Genomic DNA, 15,941 nt, shown 5'->3' with positions numbered 1-15,941 from the left:
AGCTGATCCGAGGACGCAGCGGCGATGACCCTCTACCGCTCCCGACATGCCACCGCGGCGACTGCCAACAACTCCCCCGGACCGGTCCGCGCTGAACCCGTGCTTGTGGCCGAGCGAGTGGATTTCCCGTGCGTCGACCCGCCCTTGTTCAACCACGTCTGGCAGCGGCTTTTCGAGCAGACCCTGCGAAAGGAAGAGCATCGATGATGTCTCGTGCCCTGGTTACCGGTGCCGCCGGCTTCATCGGCTCGCACCTGGTCGACGCGTTGCTGGCCAGAGGCGTCACGGTCGTCGGCCTGGACCGTCGTCGACTCGGCGAGCACCCATCGGCAGACGAGAACCTGGCCGGTGCCGCCGCCAGTCCCCTCTTCTCCTCCTACTGCCTGGATCTGGCTGTGGACCCGCTGGACGAGGTCACGGCTGGCTGCGACACCGTCTTCCACCTCGCCGCGCGACCCGGCGTTCGGCCCTCGTGGGGCCGCGAGTTCCTCGACTACACCCAGGCCAACGTCCTCGGCACGCACCGGTTGCTCGATACCTGCGCCCGTCAGGGCGTACGCCGGTTGGTCGTCGCCTCGTCGTCGAGCGTCTACGGACCGGCTGATCGGCCCAGCCGCGAAGACGACCCGACCTGCCCGGTGTCCCCGTATGGGGTGAGCAAGCTCGCCGCCGAACAACTCTGTCTCGCCTACGCCCGGCGAGCCGACAGCGCGCTGAGCGTCGTGGCGCTGCGCTACTTCACCGTGTATGGGCCCCGGCAGCGTCCCGATATGGCGATCGGCCGGGTCCTGTTCGCCGCGTACACCGGCTTTCCCGTAACGCTCTTTGGCGACGGAAGCCAGCGACGGGAGTTCACCTATGTCGGCGATGTGGTCGCCGCGACCCTCGCCGCCGGCCACCTCGACGGCCACGCCGAGGTGATCAACGTCGGCGGCGGTGCCAGCGTCTCGATGCTGGCGTTGATCGACGAAGCGGCCAAGGTCACCGGCCGCGAGGTTCCGGTGAAGGTCGTGTCCGCTCAACCTGGCGACGTAGCCGCCACAGCAGCCGACCTCACCCGCGCCGGTCGGCTACTCGGCTACTGGCCCACCGTCGGGCTCCGCGAGGGCCTTACCCGCCAGGCCACCTGGCTGGTCAATCTTTCCGGCGATCGACTCGCCGCCTTCGCCTGCTGACCCTTACAGAGGAGTGCCACATGATCGTGCTGACCGCTGGCTCGGCAAGTGAGCTGTTCACCGCCGCCTGCCAGGCCGTACTGCTCAATGGTCGCGTCGTCTGTCCGCGTGACCTCACCACGACCGAGGTGATCGGAGCGCACCTGTGCCTCACGAATCCCCGGCGGCGACTCGTCGATGTAGCACCTGCCAGGGTGATTAATCCCGCCTTCGCGGTCGCGGAGGCGCTCTGGATCCTCTCCGGTTCCGACGACCCCTGGATCTTCGACTACAACGACCGGCTGCGCATCTACGCCGACGACGGTGTGCTGCGCGGCGCATACGGGCCGCGGCTGCGCCGATGGGACGGCCAAATCGACCAGCTCGACGCGGTACGGCAGCAACTGCTCAGAGACCGGGATTCACGGCGAGGCGTGATCCAGCTGTACGACCCCTCCCGCGACCACCGGGGCTACCGCGACGTGCCCTGCACCCTCGGGTACCGGTTCTTCATCCGGGACGGGCGGCTGATCATGCACACCAGCATGCGCAGCCAGGACTTGTGGCTCGGCTTTCCGTACGACATCTTCACCACCACGCTGATCCACGAGTTGATGGCGGGCTGGCTCGGCGTCGAGCTTGGCGAATACCACCACCATGTCGATTCCCTGCACCTGTACGCCGACAACGCCGAGGCAGCCGCCGCTTCCCTGCAGGGCACCGAGGGCACTGCGGAACTGAGTCCGGTGGCCGTACCCTGGCCCGACCTCGATGCTCTGCTCCAGCGTGTGACCTCCGGAAACGCCGGCCCCGCGGACAGTTCGGTCTGGGACGCCTTCGGCCGGACTCTCGCCAGCTACCGTGCCTGGAAATCGGGTGAGCGCGACCAGGCACGCAAGATCGCCGCCGACACTCCCGACCCGCTCGGCCGTGCCCTGGCGACCTGGTACGACCACCTCACCTCGCGCACGCCAAACGGCCAGTGATGATCGCGCAACAGTCCGCCCATGATGCCGAAGTGGTACTTGGGCTCTGCGCCTTCACCCACGACTCGGCTGCGGCGCTCCTGGTCAACGGTCACCTGGTCGGCTTCGCCGAAGAGGAACGCCTCGACGGGGTCAAGCACAGCAAGGCGTATCCGGCCGAAGCCGTGGCCTGGCTCCTCGACCATGCCGGTCTCACCACGAACGACGTGACGACGGTGGCATACAACTTCGACGGTCGCCGCTACCTGTCGGCGCTCGGGCAACTCCCCGCCCACTTGGTGAAGGCCTCGACCCGCAGCCGGGCGATTCTACGCGCACGCAGCTTCCTCACCGTGCAGCGCCGATACCGAGCGCGCATGCGGGATCTGTCGCGGCGGTTTCCGCACGCTCGGCTCATCCCCGTGCTGCACCACCGCGCACACGCCCTCTATGCCTTCCTCGCCGCCGAGGTGGATGATGCGGCCATCCTGGTCGTGGACAGTCTCGGCGAGCTGCAGACCACCACGATCTGGCACGCCACACACCACGATGAGCAGCCCTTCCACCTCCGTCTGAACGAGTCGGTCAAGGATCCGGCGTCGCTCGGCTACGCATACGGCGCCGTGACCGAGCACCTCGGGTGGCGGCGCGGCGACGAGGAAGGCACCGTCATGGCGCTGGCAGCCCTCGGCGACCCGGCACGCTTCCGTGACCTGATGTCCCGCGCGATCCGACTGACCCCGGACGGGTTCACCCTCGATCCAAGCCTGTTTCCGTTACGGGTGCTGTCCAGCCGGCATTGCCGGACGAGCCCGACGTTCACCGCCGCCGCCTGCCCGCCCCGACCACCGGACGCCCCGGTCGAACCGGTGCACGCCGACCTCGCTGCCGCCCTGCAGGAACGCACCGAGCAGGTCATGCTGCACCTGGCCAGGCAAGCAGCCCGGCTGACCGGCTCCGGTCTGCTCTGTCTCGGCGGCGGCGTCGCGATGAACTGCGTCGCCGCAGGGCAGATAGCCCAGGCCGGCATTGTCGACGAGATCCACATCCCGCCCGCGCCAGGAGATTCGGGCACCGCGATCGGCGCTGCCGCGGCCGCCTGGCTCGACGCCACCGGCCGCCCACCCACCGGCATCGGCGGGCGCTGCTACCTCGGCCCGGCGTACCCCGACCTGGCCCTACCCGCCGAACCACGGCCCGGCCTGACCGCCGCGCGCCCGGCCGACCCGGTCCAGCACCTCGCCCGGCAACTCGCCGATGGGGCGATCGTCGGTCTCTTCACCGGCCCACTGGAGGCCGGGCCACGAGCGCTGGGCAACCGGTCCATCCTCGCCTCACCTTTTACCCACGAGGTCGCAGACCGGTTGAACGGCACGGTGAAGTTCCGCGAACCGTTCCGCCCATTCGCTCCGATGGTCCTCGCCGACAAGGCCGCCGACTACGTGCGGCTTCGCCAGCCCTCGCCGTTCATGTCCATCGCCGCACCGGTCACCGAACTGACCCGGACCGATCTTCCTGCGATCGTGCACGGCAACGGCACCGCCCGGGTCCAGACCGTGACCCGCACGCAGCACCCGTTCCTCGCGAACGTGCTGGCCGCCTTCGGCGAGGTCACCGGACACCCGGTGCTGATCAACACCTCCTTGAACATCAAGGGCAAACCGATCTGCGGCACCCCGGACATGGCCCTGGACTGCCTCGTCGAGACCGGCCTGGACGCCCTGCTCATCGAGGGCTGGTGGGTGACGAAGTGCTGATCGGGTACAGCTTCTGGGGATTCCTCGGGCCCGGTGTCGTCGACACCCCCGACGGCGGACGCAGTCACCGCCGGCCCCTGGTCGACGGGCTTCGCCAGGCCGGCCACGACATCGTGTTCCTCCAGCTCAACCGTGACCTCTGCGACGCCGGCCTCGACCTCACCAGCAGCTACCGGTGGGATGTCGGCCTACCCGAGCTCGACGCGTTGTTCCTCGAATGGCGCTGGCCCATCGCCGGCCGCAACACCACCCCGTGCGGTCGGCCCGGACACACCTGCGACCTGCACCGGCAGACCGAACTCATCGCCCACTACACCCACCGGCTCGGCACTCCGACGATCCTCTGGGACAAGGACAGGCAACTCGACCCGGTGGATCCGCTTCGCCGGACCGCCAACGTCACCGTCTGCGAAGCGGCCATGCACCCAAGCCCAGGAGCGACTCCACTGCTCTTTCCCGTCGCCGACGTGATCCTCGACAACGCCGACCCCACCATGCTCGCTGCCCAGAATCGCTCGACGTCGCTGGTCTACGTCGGCAACCAGTACGACCGTGACGAGGCCTTCGACACTTTCTTCGCTCCCGCCGCCGCACACCTACCGCACCTGATCGCCGGCAAGTGGACCGACACTCATCGTTGGCCCGGTCTCAACTTCGTCGGCCGGGTCCCGTTCCCACGGGTCGCCGAGATCCACGCCGACGCCCTCGCCACAGTGCTGCTGCTCCCCGACCGTTACGCCGCAGCCGGCCAGATCACCCAACGGATCTTCGAAGCGGTCCTCGCCGGCTGCGTGCCTCTGCTGCCCACCGGTGTCCGCGGTGCCGCAGAACTCGTACCGGCGAGCCTGCACGTCAGGCACGCCATCGACGTACGGCATCGGGTCGGCTGGCTCGCCGAGATCGCCAGGACCAACGACCACGCCGACCTGATCGACGACTGCCTGCGCCGTCTTGACCCGTTCCGGCTCTCCGCCCAACTCGGCGTGCTCGATCGTCTCCTACGTCATCCGGAACCGGTGCCGTCATGACTCGCCGTGTCCGCCCGACCTCACCCCGCACCGCCCTTACCCTGGAGGGCCATGGACAGGATCGCCATCATCGGCTGCGGCGGCAGCGGCAAGTCGACAGTTGCCCGGCAGCTCGCCCAGATCCTCGACGTGCCGCTGACCCACCTCGATGCGATCTTCTACGACGAGCAGTGGAGCCCGCTGCCCCAGGAGGAGTTCGCAGCCAAGCAGGAGAAACTCGTCACCGGCGAGCGCTGGATCATCGAAGGCAACTACGCCGGCACCCTGCCGATCCGGCTGGCCGCCGCCGACACCGTGATCTTCCTCGACCTTCCCGCGGCCACCTGCCTCTGGGGCATCGCCCAGCGACGCCGACGCTACCGGGGCGGCCAGCACCAGGCAGACGGCGTCTACGACCGGATCACCTGGAACTTCGTCCGGTACATCCTCAACTACCGCCGCACCATGCGACCTCGCGTGCAAACCCTCATCCAGGAACACGGGCCACACATCCGACTGATTTCCCTCACCAGCCGCCGCCAAGCCAACCAACTGATCGAACGGATGCGACAACAAGCCCAGCCGATGACCTGACCCGCCCGGCACGGGAGACGACCCATGCCGGTTAACCCGTTCCTTGATCCAAAGCTGGTTCACGGTGATCTTTACCGTTCCAGCGGCCGACTCGCAGAACGCACCCGCGCACTACGCGAAGCCAAGATCGCCGGACGCGACGCCGCCGACGTCATCGTCGACCTGGTCGCTCAGCGCACCCCACCCGGCGCGGTCGTGCTCGACATCGGCTGCGGACGCGGCACCACCACCCTCCGCATCTCCACACGTCTCCGCCCCCGACGCCTGATTGCTGTCGACGCCTCGACCGCGCTGCTGGCAACCGTCCGTACCCGGCTGGCCGAGGCCAGCGGAACCGGCTCGACGATCTGCGCCGACTTCCACCACCTACCGCTGCCCGATGCGTTGGCCGACGCGGCGGTAGCCGCGTTCTGCCTCTACCACTCGCCCACACCGGCCGCCGCAGTCGCAGAGATCGCCCGCTGCCTCCGCCCCGGAGGCATCGCCGTCCTGGCCACCAAGTCGCTGGACAGCTACACCGAACTCGACCAGCTCGTCCAAACCGCCGACCTCGACCCCGACGCCGCCTGTCGGCCGAGCCTCTACGAGAGCTTCCACAGCCGCAACCTCGTCGACATCGCCGCCACCCACCTCACGGTGCTCAATGTCCTGCATGAGGAACACGTCTTCGAATTCGCCGACGCCACGCACCTCGCCCGATACCTCGCCACGACCCCGAAGTACCGGATCCGCGCCGCCGGTGGTCCGACCGGCCTCGCCGCGATCCTCCGGGAACGACTACCGGCACCGCCATACCTGACCCGATCCACCGTCAGCTACGCCCTGGCAGCACGACCGTGACCAGCAACCCCTTCATGAAGCGATACGACGACCCACAGCGCTGCTCAGCAGCAGCGGCCCACCACCACTGGCTCACCGGGCTGGAGTCCGGCGTCCGCCTCCCGCGCCTGGTCACGCGGACCAGTCACCACCTGGTCTTCGAACGGCTACCGGGCCGGACGCCCGAGGTGGCGGACCTGCCCCGCGTGGCGGCCACACTCGGCCGGCTGCACCACACCGCCCACCGGAGAGAACTGCATACTGCCCGCCTCGACCAAGCGCACACCACGTCGACCGGGCTGGTGCTTCCCCACTTCGCCGGCCCGCGTCGGCAAGCGCTGCACCGTGCCGCCCACATCACGGGCATCGACCTGACCACGCTCGACACCGTCCTCGATCGGGTTGACCAGGCCGTGGCCTTCTACAAGGACCCAAACGTCCGCAACTACCTCGTTGAGGGAGATGACGTCGCCGTTGTCGATTTCGACGACCTCACCCTCGCCCCCTTCGGCTACGACCTGGCCGGACTACTCGTCACCGCCTCCCTGACGTACGGCCGTCTCGACCAATCCACCCTGACGAGTTGCGTCGACGCCTACCGGACCGCCATCGCCCCGAACCAGTGTGGCCTTGACGAGCTGCGGCAGTACGCCGAACTACACCACCTCTTGACGCTCCGGTACCTCGACACCAACGGATACCGGCACCCCTGGCCCACCGTCCGGCCCTGGCCCGACCCGTTCGCTCCAGCCTGACCACTCCGAAGGAGCCCTGCCGATGGCCCAAACCGCCGAACTCGTCATCGCCCGCCACGGCGAGGCCGCCTGCAACGTCGCCGGAATCGTAGGCGGCCCACACGGCTGCACCGGACTGACCGACCGCGGACGCCACCAGGTCACCCGACTCGCTGCCCGGCTGGCCACCGAGCACGCAGCCCGACCGTACTCGGCCTTCTACTCCACACCCAGACTCCGGGTAGTCCAGACCGTCGAGATCATCACCCAGGTCCTCCACCTACCGCCCACCGTCGAGCCGGAACTTCGCGGGCCTGACCACGGCGACGCCGACGGCCGCCCGTGGGCGGACGTCAAGACGGCCTTTCAGGGCCCACCCCAACACGCCCCCGACGTCCCGTACGCCAACGGATCCGAGACCTGGAACCAATACCTCGACCGGGCAACCAAAGCCCTACAGCAGATCCTCGCCCGACACGAGGGCCAGCGGATCCTCATCGCCGCCCACGGCGAGACCATCGAGGCCGCCAACAACCTACTCCTCGCACTCCCCCGGAACGCCTGCCTGCGGCTCGGCTTCGTCACCGACCACGCCTCAGTCACTCGATGGCAGCGACCAACCAGCCGGTTCGGCCGCACCATCTGGCAACTCGCCGCCCACAACGACACCCGCCACCTCGAACCCGGGCAATGAACAGCGCCGACCTCCTCCAACTCTGCCGGCACCTCCTCGACACCGACGCAGTACCCGTCACCTGGCACCCGGGCCACGCCGGCACCCACGTACTCCGCGCCACGACCGCCGAGCACGGCGAGGTAATCGTCAAGCCGCACCGCAGCCGGGAACGGCACACCCAGGAGGTACACGCCTACCGGAGCTGGGTTCCGGCCCTCGGCGACCGGGCGCCCCGCCTACTCGCGACAGCCGACGATCCGCCCGCGATCGTCATCACCGCCGTGCCAGGTGTCCCGCTCGACCAGCGAACACTCGACCCCGAGGCCGAGCAGGACGCCTACCGCCAAGCGGGGCTACTCCTCAAGACGCTCCACGCCGCCGGACCACCGAGACTTGAGCCGGACTGGACGGCCTGGCTCGCCCAACGCGCCGAGTACTGGATCCACCAAGCCGGAGACCACATCACGCCCAACACCCGCGCCAAGGTACGCGCCCACATGCGAGCCCTCCAAGACCTCGCACCCCTACCGACCGTGCCATGCCACCTCGACTTCATGCCCCGCAACATGATCTACGACGACGACGGCGTCGTCCGCCTGATCGACTTCGAACACAGCCGCTACGACCTGCCCGCCCGCGACCTCGTACGCCTCGCCACCCGCATCTGGCCCAACCGACCCGACCTGCGCGACAGCCTCCTTGAGAGGTACGGCCACCTCAACAAAGTCGACCAACAGGTGCTGGAACATTGCACCCACCTCGACACACTGACTACGCTGTGCCGCGCTGGCACGGGCAATCCGCGTTCCGCTGCGCCTATCTACGCACGCGCTTCAGTTTGTCGACCGCCTTCGCAACGATTTCCGCCGTCGGCCCGACCTCAGGCGACCCGACCTGCATGAGCGTGATCAACACCAGCACGTCGCGGTGGCGGACTGCGACGACGTGACCGTACAGGACGAGTCCGCCACCAGCAGCGGCAATCACCCGGTACGCGAATGTCTCGTCGCCCATCGTCGGAAAACTGAGCTGTTCGAGCCGGATGGTGACACCGGAGAGATCACCGCTGCTGGTGAACTCGGCACACTCCTGCATTGCTCGTCGAAATGCTGCCATCGCCCGCTGCGCGTCCGTTTGCGGCAGCGCCGTCAGCACCTCCGCGACGAACGGACCCAGTTGCCCGCCCTGAAATCCGGCTTCGGCCCGACGCCCGCCGGGAGTTGCGCCGTCGTCGCTCGCGGCCTCCCCACACTGGGTGACGCCGTCGCCCAGACCACCCGCAGCGTTCGCCTCGATCGGTATCGAACGGTAGCTGCCACCGATGTCGGCTGCGGTCAACAGCGCCGCTGCCAACTCGGCGTCGGACGGCGGTGGCGCGGTGGGCACGCTTGTCGGTACCAGGTCGGGAACCGGCGATGTCGGCGGCGGAGTCGGCAGCGGTGGCGGAGCGGGAAGGCCGCACGACGCCAGGAGCGCGGTTAGCAGGCCCGTCGTCAACAGCCCAATCGTACGTCTCATAGCACGCTCTCCTCGCCGGTCAGCGTCGGACGGTTTCCGCGACGGCGCAGTAGTGCAGCACCACCGCTGCCCCGTCGGCGGCCCGCTGCAACTCCCTGCGCCGCAACGCCTGGGCCGTGCCCTCACCGGCCCGGCGGAGTGTGACGTCGTCGGACGACAGCGCCCAGCGGGCGAGGGTCGCCAGCCGCACGGCGTACACGGCGGTCAGTGTTTCACCGACGCCTACCGGCCCCGCGGCCGTGCCGAAGGCCTGGGCGCACGCCGCGGATCGGGGTGCGCTACCAGGGCGGACGTCGCCGAGCACGACGTTCACACCGGATAGGTCGAAGTCGCCGACGATCGATGTGGTCTGCGGCACTGACCACTCGTCGACGCTCAGATAGCCGAACATAAGCGCGGCGGCCACTGCGGGCAGTGCGGACAGCAGCCAGCCCGGCCGCAGTCCTGACGGCCGGCGGGTGGGGTGGCTCTCCACGCCGGCAGCCAGCGCCCGGACTCCGCTACCCAGCGCGGCGGCCGGCAGCGTCACCGCAGCCAGCAGGGCGTACAGGACCATGAGCATGAGGCCGAGGGCGGCGTAGGCCGGGCGATCGTCCGGCAGATCAGCACCCAGTCCATATCCGGATATACCTCGCAGGGTGGTCAGCACGGGGCGTGGCCGGTCCGAGACCGATCCAATGTGGACGAGTATCAGGACGAGCACACCGATGGTCGCCAACACGAGACCACTGCCGGCGGACGCCACCGCTGTCGCGGTGCGACCGCGGCCGCCGAGGACACCGCCGAGCGCGGCCGCTGCCGGTAGGCAGACCGCGAGCGCCGGGATGGTCAGGGCGAGCGCCACCCGACCGGCGGCGGGCAGGTCTCCGTTGGACCAGAGCAGCTGAAGGGCGCCGCGCAAATCAGGATAGAACGGGCGCACGATCAACCAGTATCCCACCGCGACCACGACCGCGAAGGCAGCGGCACCGAGCCACGGCGGCCACGCTGGCCGGGCAATTGGGAGCCGGATGACGGTGCCAGTGTCCCGGGACAGCGGGATTTCAGCTGCCCGGGCCGCCATGCGCCTGGTCTGCCACACGAGCAACGGGTAGCCACAGCCCCACACGATGGTGAGGACCAACACGGGGTTCAGACTGACCGAGAGTACGAGCACCGCGAACGTCTGCCAGCTGCGTCCCCCGGCCGGCAATAGCTCCACGATCTGAAACCAGAAGGCGATCCAGACGCCGACGACGACGGCCGACTGCACGACGCCGAACCGGTAGGCCAGCCGCGGGCGACCCGACAGCGGCAGCCATTGACGTGCGGCAAAGCGGGTCCAGCGCAGATAGGCGACGCAGCCGGCGAAGAGTAGAACGGCGGTAACGGCCGCCAGCGAGGGCGAGCCGGTCGCCAGCGCTGCCCAGCCGCCAAGGCCGGGTAGCCGCGGTGTCAGCACCTGCCCCAGCAGCAGCCCGCCGACGAAGGACAGCGCGATCGGCGAAACTGCCGGCCGCCGGCCGCCGGCGAGTTCCCACAGAGTCGACCGCCAGACAGCGCCCGTGATGATCGTCGCGATCAACGCGCCGAACATGGCGCCACAGATCCAGCCGCGCAGGTTCGCGCTGTTGGGTAGGGCAAGGGAGAGCAGGTAGTCGGCCGGCAGGTACGCCATTCCGACCAGCAGCCCCACTGAGGCGGCACCGGGCCGGTCGACCCGGAACAGGCGGTCGTCACCGAGCAGAGTCCGGTGCCGGATCTCGACGGCCGGGTGGTTCCACCTGCGCCGGGAGGCGGCGAGACGGCGCCACCACGGTCCCGTGACGGGAGCCGCCCGCAGCGACAGCGCGGCGACCAACTCCGCCTCTTCGGCCGGGCTCCGCACCGATCCGACGTCGGCGTAGAACTCCCGGGTGCGCAGCACCATCGCCCTGACCAGATAGAGCATCCCGAGCAGGACGCAGACGCGCCAGCTGAAGTCGCCAAGCAGCGCCGGCTGGCGCCAGGCCACCAGGACGAGCGGCAGCAGCGTGAACGGCACGAACGTCCACCACACCGCCACAGCCGCGTACGTGAGGTCGACGTCGCGGTTGTTGAGATGGACCATCTCGTGTGCCAGGAAGCGGCGCAGCGCCGTGGTGTCCTCCTTGGCGAGGACGGCGGAATCGACGACGATCCGATAGTCGCCGATCCGCCCGTACGCTCGGGCACCACCGGTCACCGGCGCGAGGTCGACGTAGAGCTTGGGGATCAGCCGGCCGGCTGGCAGCGCCGTACGGTAGCGCGTCCACGCCTCAGGTGGCACATACGCGCTCGCGTCGTCCTCCGCCACGAGCCCGCGACTGCTCAGCCAGGGCAGTGCGAGGTAGACGAGCACCGTAGCGGCGACGAACAGGCCGGTGAACTCGGCGACGACGAGCGCCTCGCGAATGCCGAGCCAGCGGACGCAGCCGCCGTACCAGTCGATCATGAGTTCCGGCGGCACGGCGGGCGTGGCCTGTGCACCGTGTACGCAGTACAGCGGAGCGGAGCTGATGGTGTCGTGCTGCTCGACCAGCCACGCGTAGAGGTAGCCGGCGCTTGCCAGCGCGGTGACGACCAGAAGAATGAAACGACCTGTCGTCGCGTGCGGCAACGCGTCAGGGCTCAGGCGAAGAGTCTGCGCACCGCGGCGCTCAGTCCGCACCCGCGGCACCCTCCGGTAGTGCGGCGGTGCCGTTCTCGGTCAGCACGGCGGCAAGCATGATCGCAAGAAGATCCGCCTGTTCGGTGGTCACGCCGGCGTTGAGCGCGATCCGCCGCGCGCCCTCGCCGACCTGGCGGGCGTCGGTTGCGGTGAGCCGCGGCAGGCGGGTTTGCCCACCCGATGGTGGCCGGCTCCGGGCGAGCCGGCGCTGCGCCCGCCAGCGCCGCCACCGGGCGATCGTCCCGCGCCCCGCACCCAGGACGCTCACGGTCAACAACTCCGTCGTGACGCCGCTGAGCACCAGCAGGGTCACGTGGACAATGAGCGCTGCGGTGGCCTCCGGGTCGACCGAGTTGGGTGCCGCCCACCGGCGAGGCCGAAGGACAGCCGCGACGATTCGGCGGCGGATCATGTCGTTGCCGAAGTAGCCCGCGCTGACGATCGCCAGCGCGGCGCTGTGCTCCGGCGCGATTTCACAGACGATCCAGCTGCTGGCCTGGTCGATCGTCGGTGAGCTGTGCTCTGGCACGATGCCCTCCTCTGCTCGTCAGGTGTTTGTCGGCTCGGGGCGGCGTTCCAGCCGCTGGCCGGTGAGGGCTGCCACCGCGCGGCCGAGCGTGAGCGCGGTCTCGTCGGCGTCGTTGCCGTCGAATCGGATCGGCGGGGCCGCTGGGAAGGCCACCCGCCACTGGTCACTGATCTCCATGTCGTCGCCCGGTACCAGTAGGTGGATGCCGTGCACACCGTTGTTGGTCAGCAACCGGCGGCCGTCGTCGGCGGTATTCGGAAGATCTGTGATCAACGCGTCGGAGATGAACATGAGCTCGACATCGCAATCGGTGGCTCCGAGCCGGGCCACCTCCGTGACCGGAGGCAGCAGCAGAGTGCCGGCGCCGTCGACGGCCCCGGCCGGGCCGGTCAGCCGGGCACCCCGGTAGTCGGTCGCGGGCACCCGGGTGGCTGCCTCCTCCGCGAAATCGACCACCGCGAGCTCGTCTCCCGAACGCAGGTTGGTGCCGAGCCAGGTGAACAGTCGATCGAGCGCCCGGTCCCGGGGCACTGCGAATTCACTCATTGAGCCGGAGACGTCAACCACGATTACCATCCGGAGGCAGGCCGGTCCCCGCGGCCCAACCAACTGATACTCCTCGATCAAGCCGGACTGTTCCAACCGCTCCTGCACGGCATGCACGGTCTGCATGGCGAGCCAGCCCAGCAGAACCAGCGGCACCAGGACCAGAAGGAGCAGTGGAATGAGCCGCCGGGCGACCCCGTGCGCCGGGTCCAGACGGGTACCCCGGACGAGCGACGGGCCGGGCCGTAACAGGCCGGATGCCATCATGGCCTACTCTCTGTGCCGTCTAGCACGCCAGGACCAGGCTCGGGGTGGCTGGAGCCTCTGCCGTTGACGGCGCGCGGCACCGCCACGTCGGGCAGCACCGCCACGTCGGTGTGCCCCGACGGACCGTGGAACTCCAAGCGGAGTTCGGCAATCAGGTCGTCGATCTCTTTCCGGGTCATCGGGCACTCGGCAGCGAGCGAATCGATCGCGGAGCTGATCGTCCGCAGTGGCGCGAGGGCGACCGGAGCCCCGAACAGGTGCTGCGGCGTCGGGTCAGGCACGGCCAGGCCAGATCCGACGGGGGTGGTGTGCGCGGTGCGTTCTGTCGTGTCGGCGAGCGGATGCCCGCCGCGTCCGCCCACCGCCCGTTCATCGAGGACGAGGAGGCCGCCGACCAAGCCGACCCGCTCGCTCTGGTCGAGCGCCACATCTATGACGCTGCGCAGGGCGTCCCAGGCGTCTTTCTGCGCCTTGTTCCGGGCAATCAGGCGATTGGCTTTCCGGTCGAAATGCCGTGCGCGCGCAGCGCTCTGCGCCCAGATCTCGGAAGCGAGGAAGGTCCGGGCCACTATGTCGATGAGCAGCACCAGCACGAAGACCAAGGCCATCGGCACAGCAGGCACGGAGACGCTCGCGAAGATCTGCTCCTTGGGCGAGAACCGCATGTAGACCAACCACGCGATGGCGATGATTGCCAGCACGCCGACCACGCCGCTGAGCACCGTGCCGAGCATGGCGGAGCGCCGCGTACCCGGGTAGCCGGCCACCCAGCGATGCCCGAGCTTGCCGACGGTGCGCGCGACCCAGACACCCACTACGGGGATAAGCACCGCGAGCAGGATCGCGCTCATCCGCTCGGCGTCGAGCAGCCCGGCGTCCGCCTCCACGTCGTCGTTGAAGACCTGATACCAGAAGACCACCTCGACGACAATGAACAGCACCTCGACCAGGCTGAGCACCCAGGTGACGACGAGTGGCCAGTACGGGTCGAAGTATTTCCCCCGCCCGGGGTCGGTGCCGGGGCCGGGCTCCTGCGGCGCCGGCAACTGCCTGAAGCGCCCGACCTGACGCTGGTCCGAGACGACTCCCTTGAGCTGCTGGTACGCCCGCTGCTGCTGCTCCGCGGCGGAGGAGAGCTTCTTCGTCGCCTTCAGCAGCCTTTTGGCCTGTTTGGCGTCACGGGCGGCGAGCGTCGAGCTGGTCTCCAGCGCGACGGCGACCTCGCCGGGGCTGATTTGTTCCGGTGCAAGTTTCGCGGCCTGCGGGCGTTCGGCGCGCAGGATGCGCTCCCGCTCCCGCTCCACGGCACCGGACGGGAAGATCAGGTCGAACAGCCGGCTAGCCCAACGAGGGGTGTTCACCGCGCGCAGTCCTTCCGGCTCACGTCAATCTCGACCCGCCGGTTCTGTGCGGCACGGATCTTGTCGTGCCGACCACCAGGAAACTCGTCGACCAGCGGCCGGCGTGACCCGTATCCGGCGTCACGCACGCGCTCGGCCGGTGCGCCCAGCCTGATCAGCTCCGCCCGGACGGCTCGGGCACGGTCCTCGGATAGGCGCTGCCGGTAGCGCTTCGACTGGTAGGCGGCGGTGTGCCCGGTGACCAGCGCGTGCTGGTCCGGGTTCGCGCGCAACTGCTCGACCACCGGGCGCAGGACGTCTTCCACCTTCGGCCGCAACTTGTCACTGCCCGGCTTAAACAGCACGGTGCCCGGCGCGATGAACCGCGAACCGCAGGGCAGCCGCGTGCGGGTGGCCACCAGCGACACCGGGTCGAGCGGGAGATTGTCGTCGGAGACGCCGGACTCGCGGGGCTGCTTATCGAAGGTCACCTTGGCCTCCGCCTTGGTGAGGATCTCCAACCACAGCTCCTGGAGTGCCGCTCGGACGCTGCCGTCCAGCGGCTCAGCGGTGTCACCCAGCCCTGCCCAGACGATCGAGGAACCTCTCATGGTCTCGGCGGAGATCCGCTTGTCCCGCAGGAGAGCCTGGGCCAGGGCCGTCGGGTCGGTGTCTAGCGCGTCGCCGTTGACGTCGAGCTCGCCGGCGTTGGCCACGCCGTCGGAGACGACGAGGATCTGCTCGGCCTGCTGCCGCGCAGCGAACGTGATCGCGGCGAGCACGTCGCTCCCCTTCGCCTGCGGAGCAGCCTCACGGGCCCACTGCCGAACGCAGGAGATCACGGCGCCGCGAGCGTTGCGCGAGCTCTCCGCATCACCCGGTTTCGGGTCTAGGGCGACCCGGCGGACCACACTGGGCTGCATCCCTGCACCGTTGACCGCGATGAGCACGACCTGTCCCGCGCTCTTGCGTTCGCGGGCCCGCCCCTGCGCCTCATCAAGGGCTCTGGTGGCAGCCGGTGGCAGTTCGCCCCGCGCCGCCGATGCCGTGTTGTCGACCACGAGCGCGAGGTCGATCTTTTTGTTGTCCGACTCGAAGTGGTCCACCTCTACACAGAGCTTGTCGGAGACGCGGTCGGGTACAGGCTTTGGCCCGTCGCCGCCGTCGCCGCAGCCGCTCGACAGAGCCAGCAAGACCATGATCAAGAGTCCGGCGACGGGACGGAGAAGAGCATGAGAAGGGGCGAGGCTGGGCGCGGCACTCATGGGCGCTCCATCAATCGGTCAGTTAAGGGATAACGCCCTGCACAGGGACGGCAGGGCATGGACGTGACGATGGGGCCGAGAGTAACTCGATTTTTAACGCGA

At 68.9% G+C, this 15,941-nt stretch carries 16 protein-coding genes; 10 read left to right on the top strand and 6 right to left on the bottom strand.

The genetic code is table 11. The annotated features are described in order from the left end of the window. Window positions 1-24: 24 nt before the first annotated feature. The 10 genes from amcA to ABZ795_RS04505 are packed head-to-tail and all read left to right on the top strand — an operon-like array spanning window position 25 to window position 8,608. Complete coding sequence (gene amcA / locus ABZ795_RS04550) at window positions 25-207, top strand: multiple cyclophane-containing RiPP AmcA (protein ID WP_357528807.1); 183 nt, start codon at window positions 25-27, stop codon at window positions 205-207. Then, entirely contained in the window at window positions 204-1,175 is a 972-nt protein-coding gene (locus ABZ795_RS04545) for an NAD-dependent epimerase/dehydratase family protein (protein WP_357528805.1), read from the top strand. Before amcA ends, ABZ795_RS04545 begins: the two co-directional genes overlap by 4 nt. A 20-nt stretch (window positions 1,176-1,195) precedes the next feature. Continuing rightward, a complete protein-coding gene (locus ABZ795_RS04540) occupies window positions 1,196-2,140 on the top strand; it encodes a thymidylate synthase (RefSeq protein WP_357528803.1) in 945 nt (314 codons plus the stop codon). Window positions 2,141-2,172: 32 nt separating this feature from the next. Then, the gene (locus tag ABZ795_RS04535; protein ID WP_357528801.1) at window positions 2,173-3,876 is read left to right on the top strand and encodes a carbamoyltransferase C-terminal domain-containing protein; all 1,704 of its coding nucleotides are present in this window, start codon (window positions 2,173-2,175) and stop codon (window positions 3,874-3,876) included. Next, the gene (locus ABZ795_RS04530) at window positions 3,858-4,904 is read left to right on the top strand and encodes a hypothetical protein (protein WP_357528799.1); all 1,047 of its coding nucleotides are present in this window, start codon (window positions 3,858-3,860) and stop codon (window positions 4,902-4,904) included. Before ABZ795_RS04535 ends, ABZ795_RS04530 begins: the two co-directional genes overlap by 19 nt. Window positions 4,905-4,955: 51 nt before the next feature. After that, window positions 4,956-5,477, top strand: a complete 522-nt coding sequence (locus tag ABZ795_RS04525; protein WP_357528797.1) for a topology modulation protein — start codon at window positions 4,956-4,958, stop codon at window positions 5,475-5,477. 24 nt (window positions 5,478-5,501) lie between these two features. Beyond that, window positions 5,502-6,317: a class I SAM-dependent methyltransferase gene (locus ABZ795_RS04520; protein ID WP_357528795.1), complete on the top strand. Its 816-nt coding sequence runs from the start codon at window positions 5,502-5,504 to the stop codon at window positions 6,315-6,317. Continuing rightward, window positions 6,314-7,051, top strand: a complete 738-nt coding sequence (locus tag ABZ795_RS04515; RefSeq protein WP_357528793.1) for a phosphotransferase — start codon at window positions 6,314-6,316, stop codon at window positions 7,049-7,051. Before ABZ795_RS04520 ends, ABZ795_RS04515 begins: the two co-directional genes overlap by 4 nt. Window positions 7,052-7,073: 22 nt before the next feature. Continuing rightward, window positions 7,074-7,724 (top strand): histidine phosphatase family protein, encoded by a 651-nt coding sequence (locus tag ABZ795_RS04510; protein WP_357528792.1) that lies wholly within the window; start codon window positions 7,074-7,076, stop codon window positions 7,722-7,724. Then, on the top strand, window positions 7,721-8,608 hold the full coding sequence (locus ABZ795_RS04505; protein WP_357528790.1) for an aminoglycoside phosphotransferase family protein: 888 nt from the start codon (window positions 7,721-7,723) through the stop codon (window positions 8,606-8,608). Before ABZ795_RS04510 ends, ABZ795_RS04505 begins: the two co-directional genes overlap by 4 nt. Here ABZ795_RS04505 and ABZ795_RS04500 read toward each other — a convergent pair. The 6 genes from ABZ795_RS04500 to ABZ795_RS04475 are packed head-to-tail and all read right to left on the bottom strand — an operon-like array spanning window position 8,523 to window position 15,839. After that, on the bottom strand, window positions 8,523-9,203 hold the full coding sequence (locus ABZ795_RS04500) for a hypothetical protein (protein WP_357528788.1): 681 nt from the start codon (window positions 9,201-9,203) through the stop codon (window positions 8,523-8,525). The genes ABZ795_RS04505 and ABZ795_RS04500 overlap by 86 nt on opposite strands. A gap of 40 nt (window positions 9,204-9,243) precedes the next feature. Next, window positions 9,244-11,892 carry a M48 family metalloprotease gene (locus tag ABZ795_RS04495; protein WP_357528786.1) on the bottom strand — a complete coding sequence of 883 codons (2,649 nt, stop codon included), beginning with the start codon at window positions 11,890-11,892 and terminating at the stop codon, window positions 9,244-9,246. Further along, entirely contained in the window at window positions 11,882-12,421 is a 540-nt protein-coding gene (locus tag ABZ795_RS04490) for a hypothetical protein (protein WP_357528784.1), read from the bottom strand. The genes ABZ795_RS04495 and ABZ795_RS04490 overlap by 11 nt, the downstream gene beginning before the upstream one ends. A gap of 18 nt (window positions 12,422-12,439) precedes the next feature. Continuing rightward, the gene (locus ABZ795_RS04485) at window positions 12,440-13,234 is read right to left on the bottom strand and encodes a hypothetical protein (protein ID WP_357528782.1); all 795 of its coding nucleotides are present in this window, start codon (window positions 13,232-13,234) and stop codon (window positions 12,440-12,442) included. After that, window positions 13,231-14,595, bottom strand: coding sequence for a hypothetical protein (locus ABZ795_RS04480; RefSeq protein WP_357528781.1), 1,365 nt, complete (start codon window positions 14,593-14,595; stop codon window positions 13,231-13,233). The genes ABZ795_RS04485 and ABZ795_RS04480 overlap by 4 nt, the downstream gene beginning before the upstream one ends. Further along, complete coding sequence (locus tag ABZ795_RS04475) at window positions 14,592-15,839, bottom strand: OmpA family protein (RefSeq protein ID WP_357528779.1); 1,248 nt, start codon at window positions 15,837-15,839, stop codon at window positions 14,592-14,594. Before ABZ795_RS04475 ends, ABZ795_RS04480 begins: the two co-directional genes overlap by 4 nt. Between the last annotated feature and the right edge of the window lie 102 nt (window positions 15,840-15,941).

Source organism: Micromonospora sp. NPDC047134, from assembly GCF_040643455.1.
GTDB lineage: Bacteria > Actinomycetota > Actinomycetes > Mycobacteriales > Micromonosporaceae > Micromonospora.
Note: the sequence above shows the minus strand (reverse complement) of the source record. Positions and strands in the feature narration are given on the sequence as shown.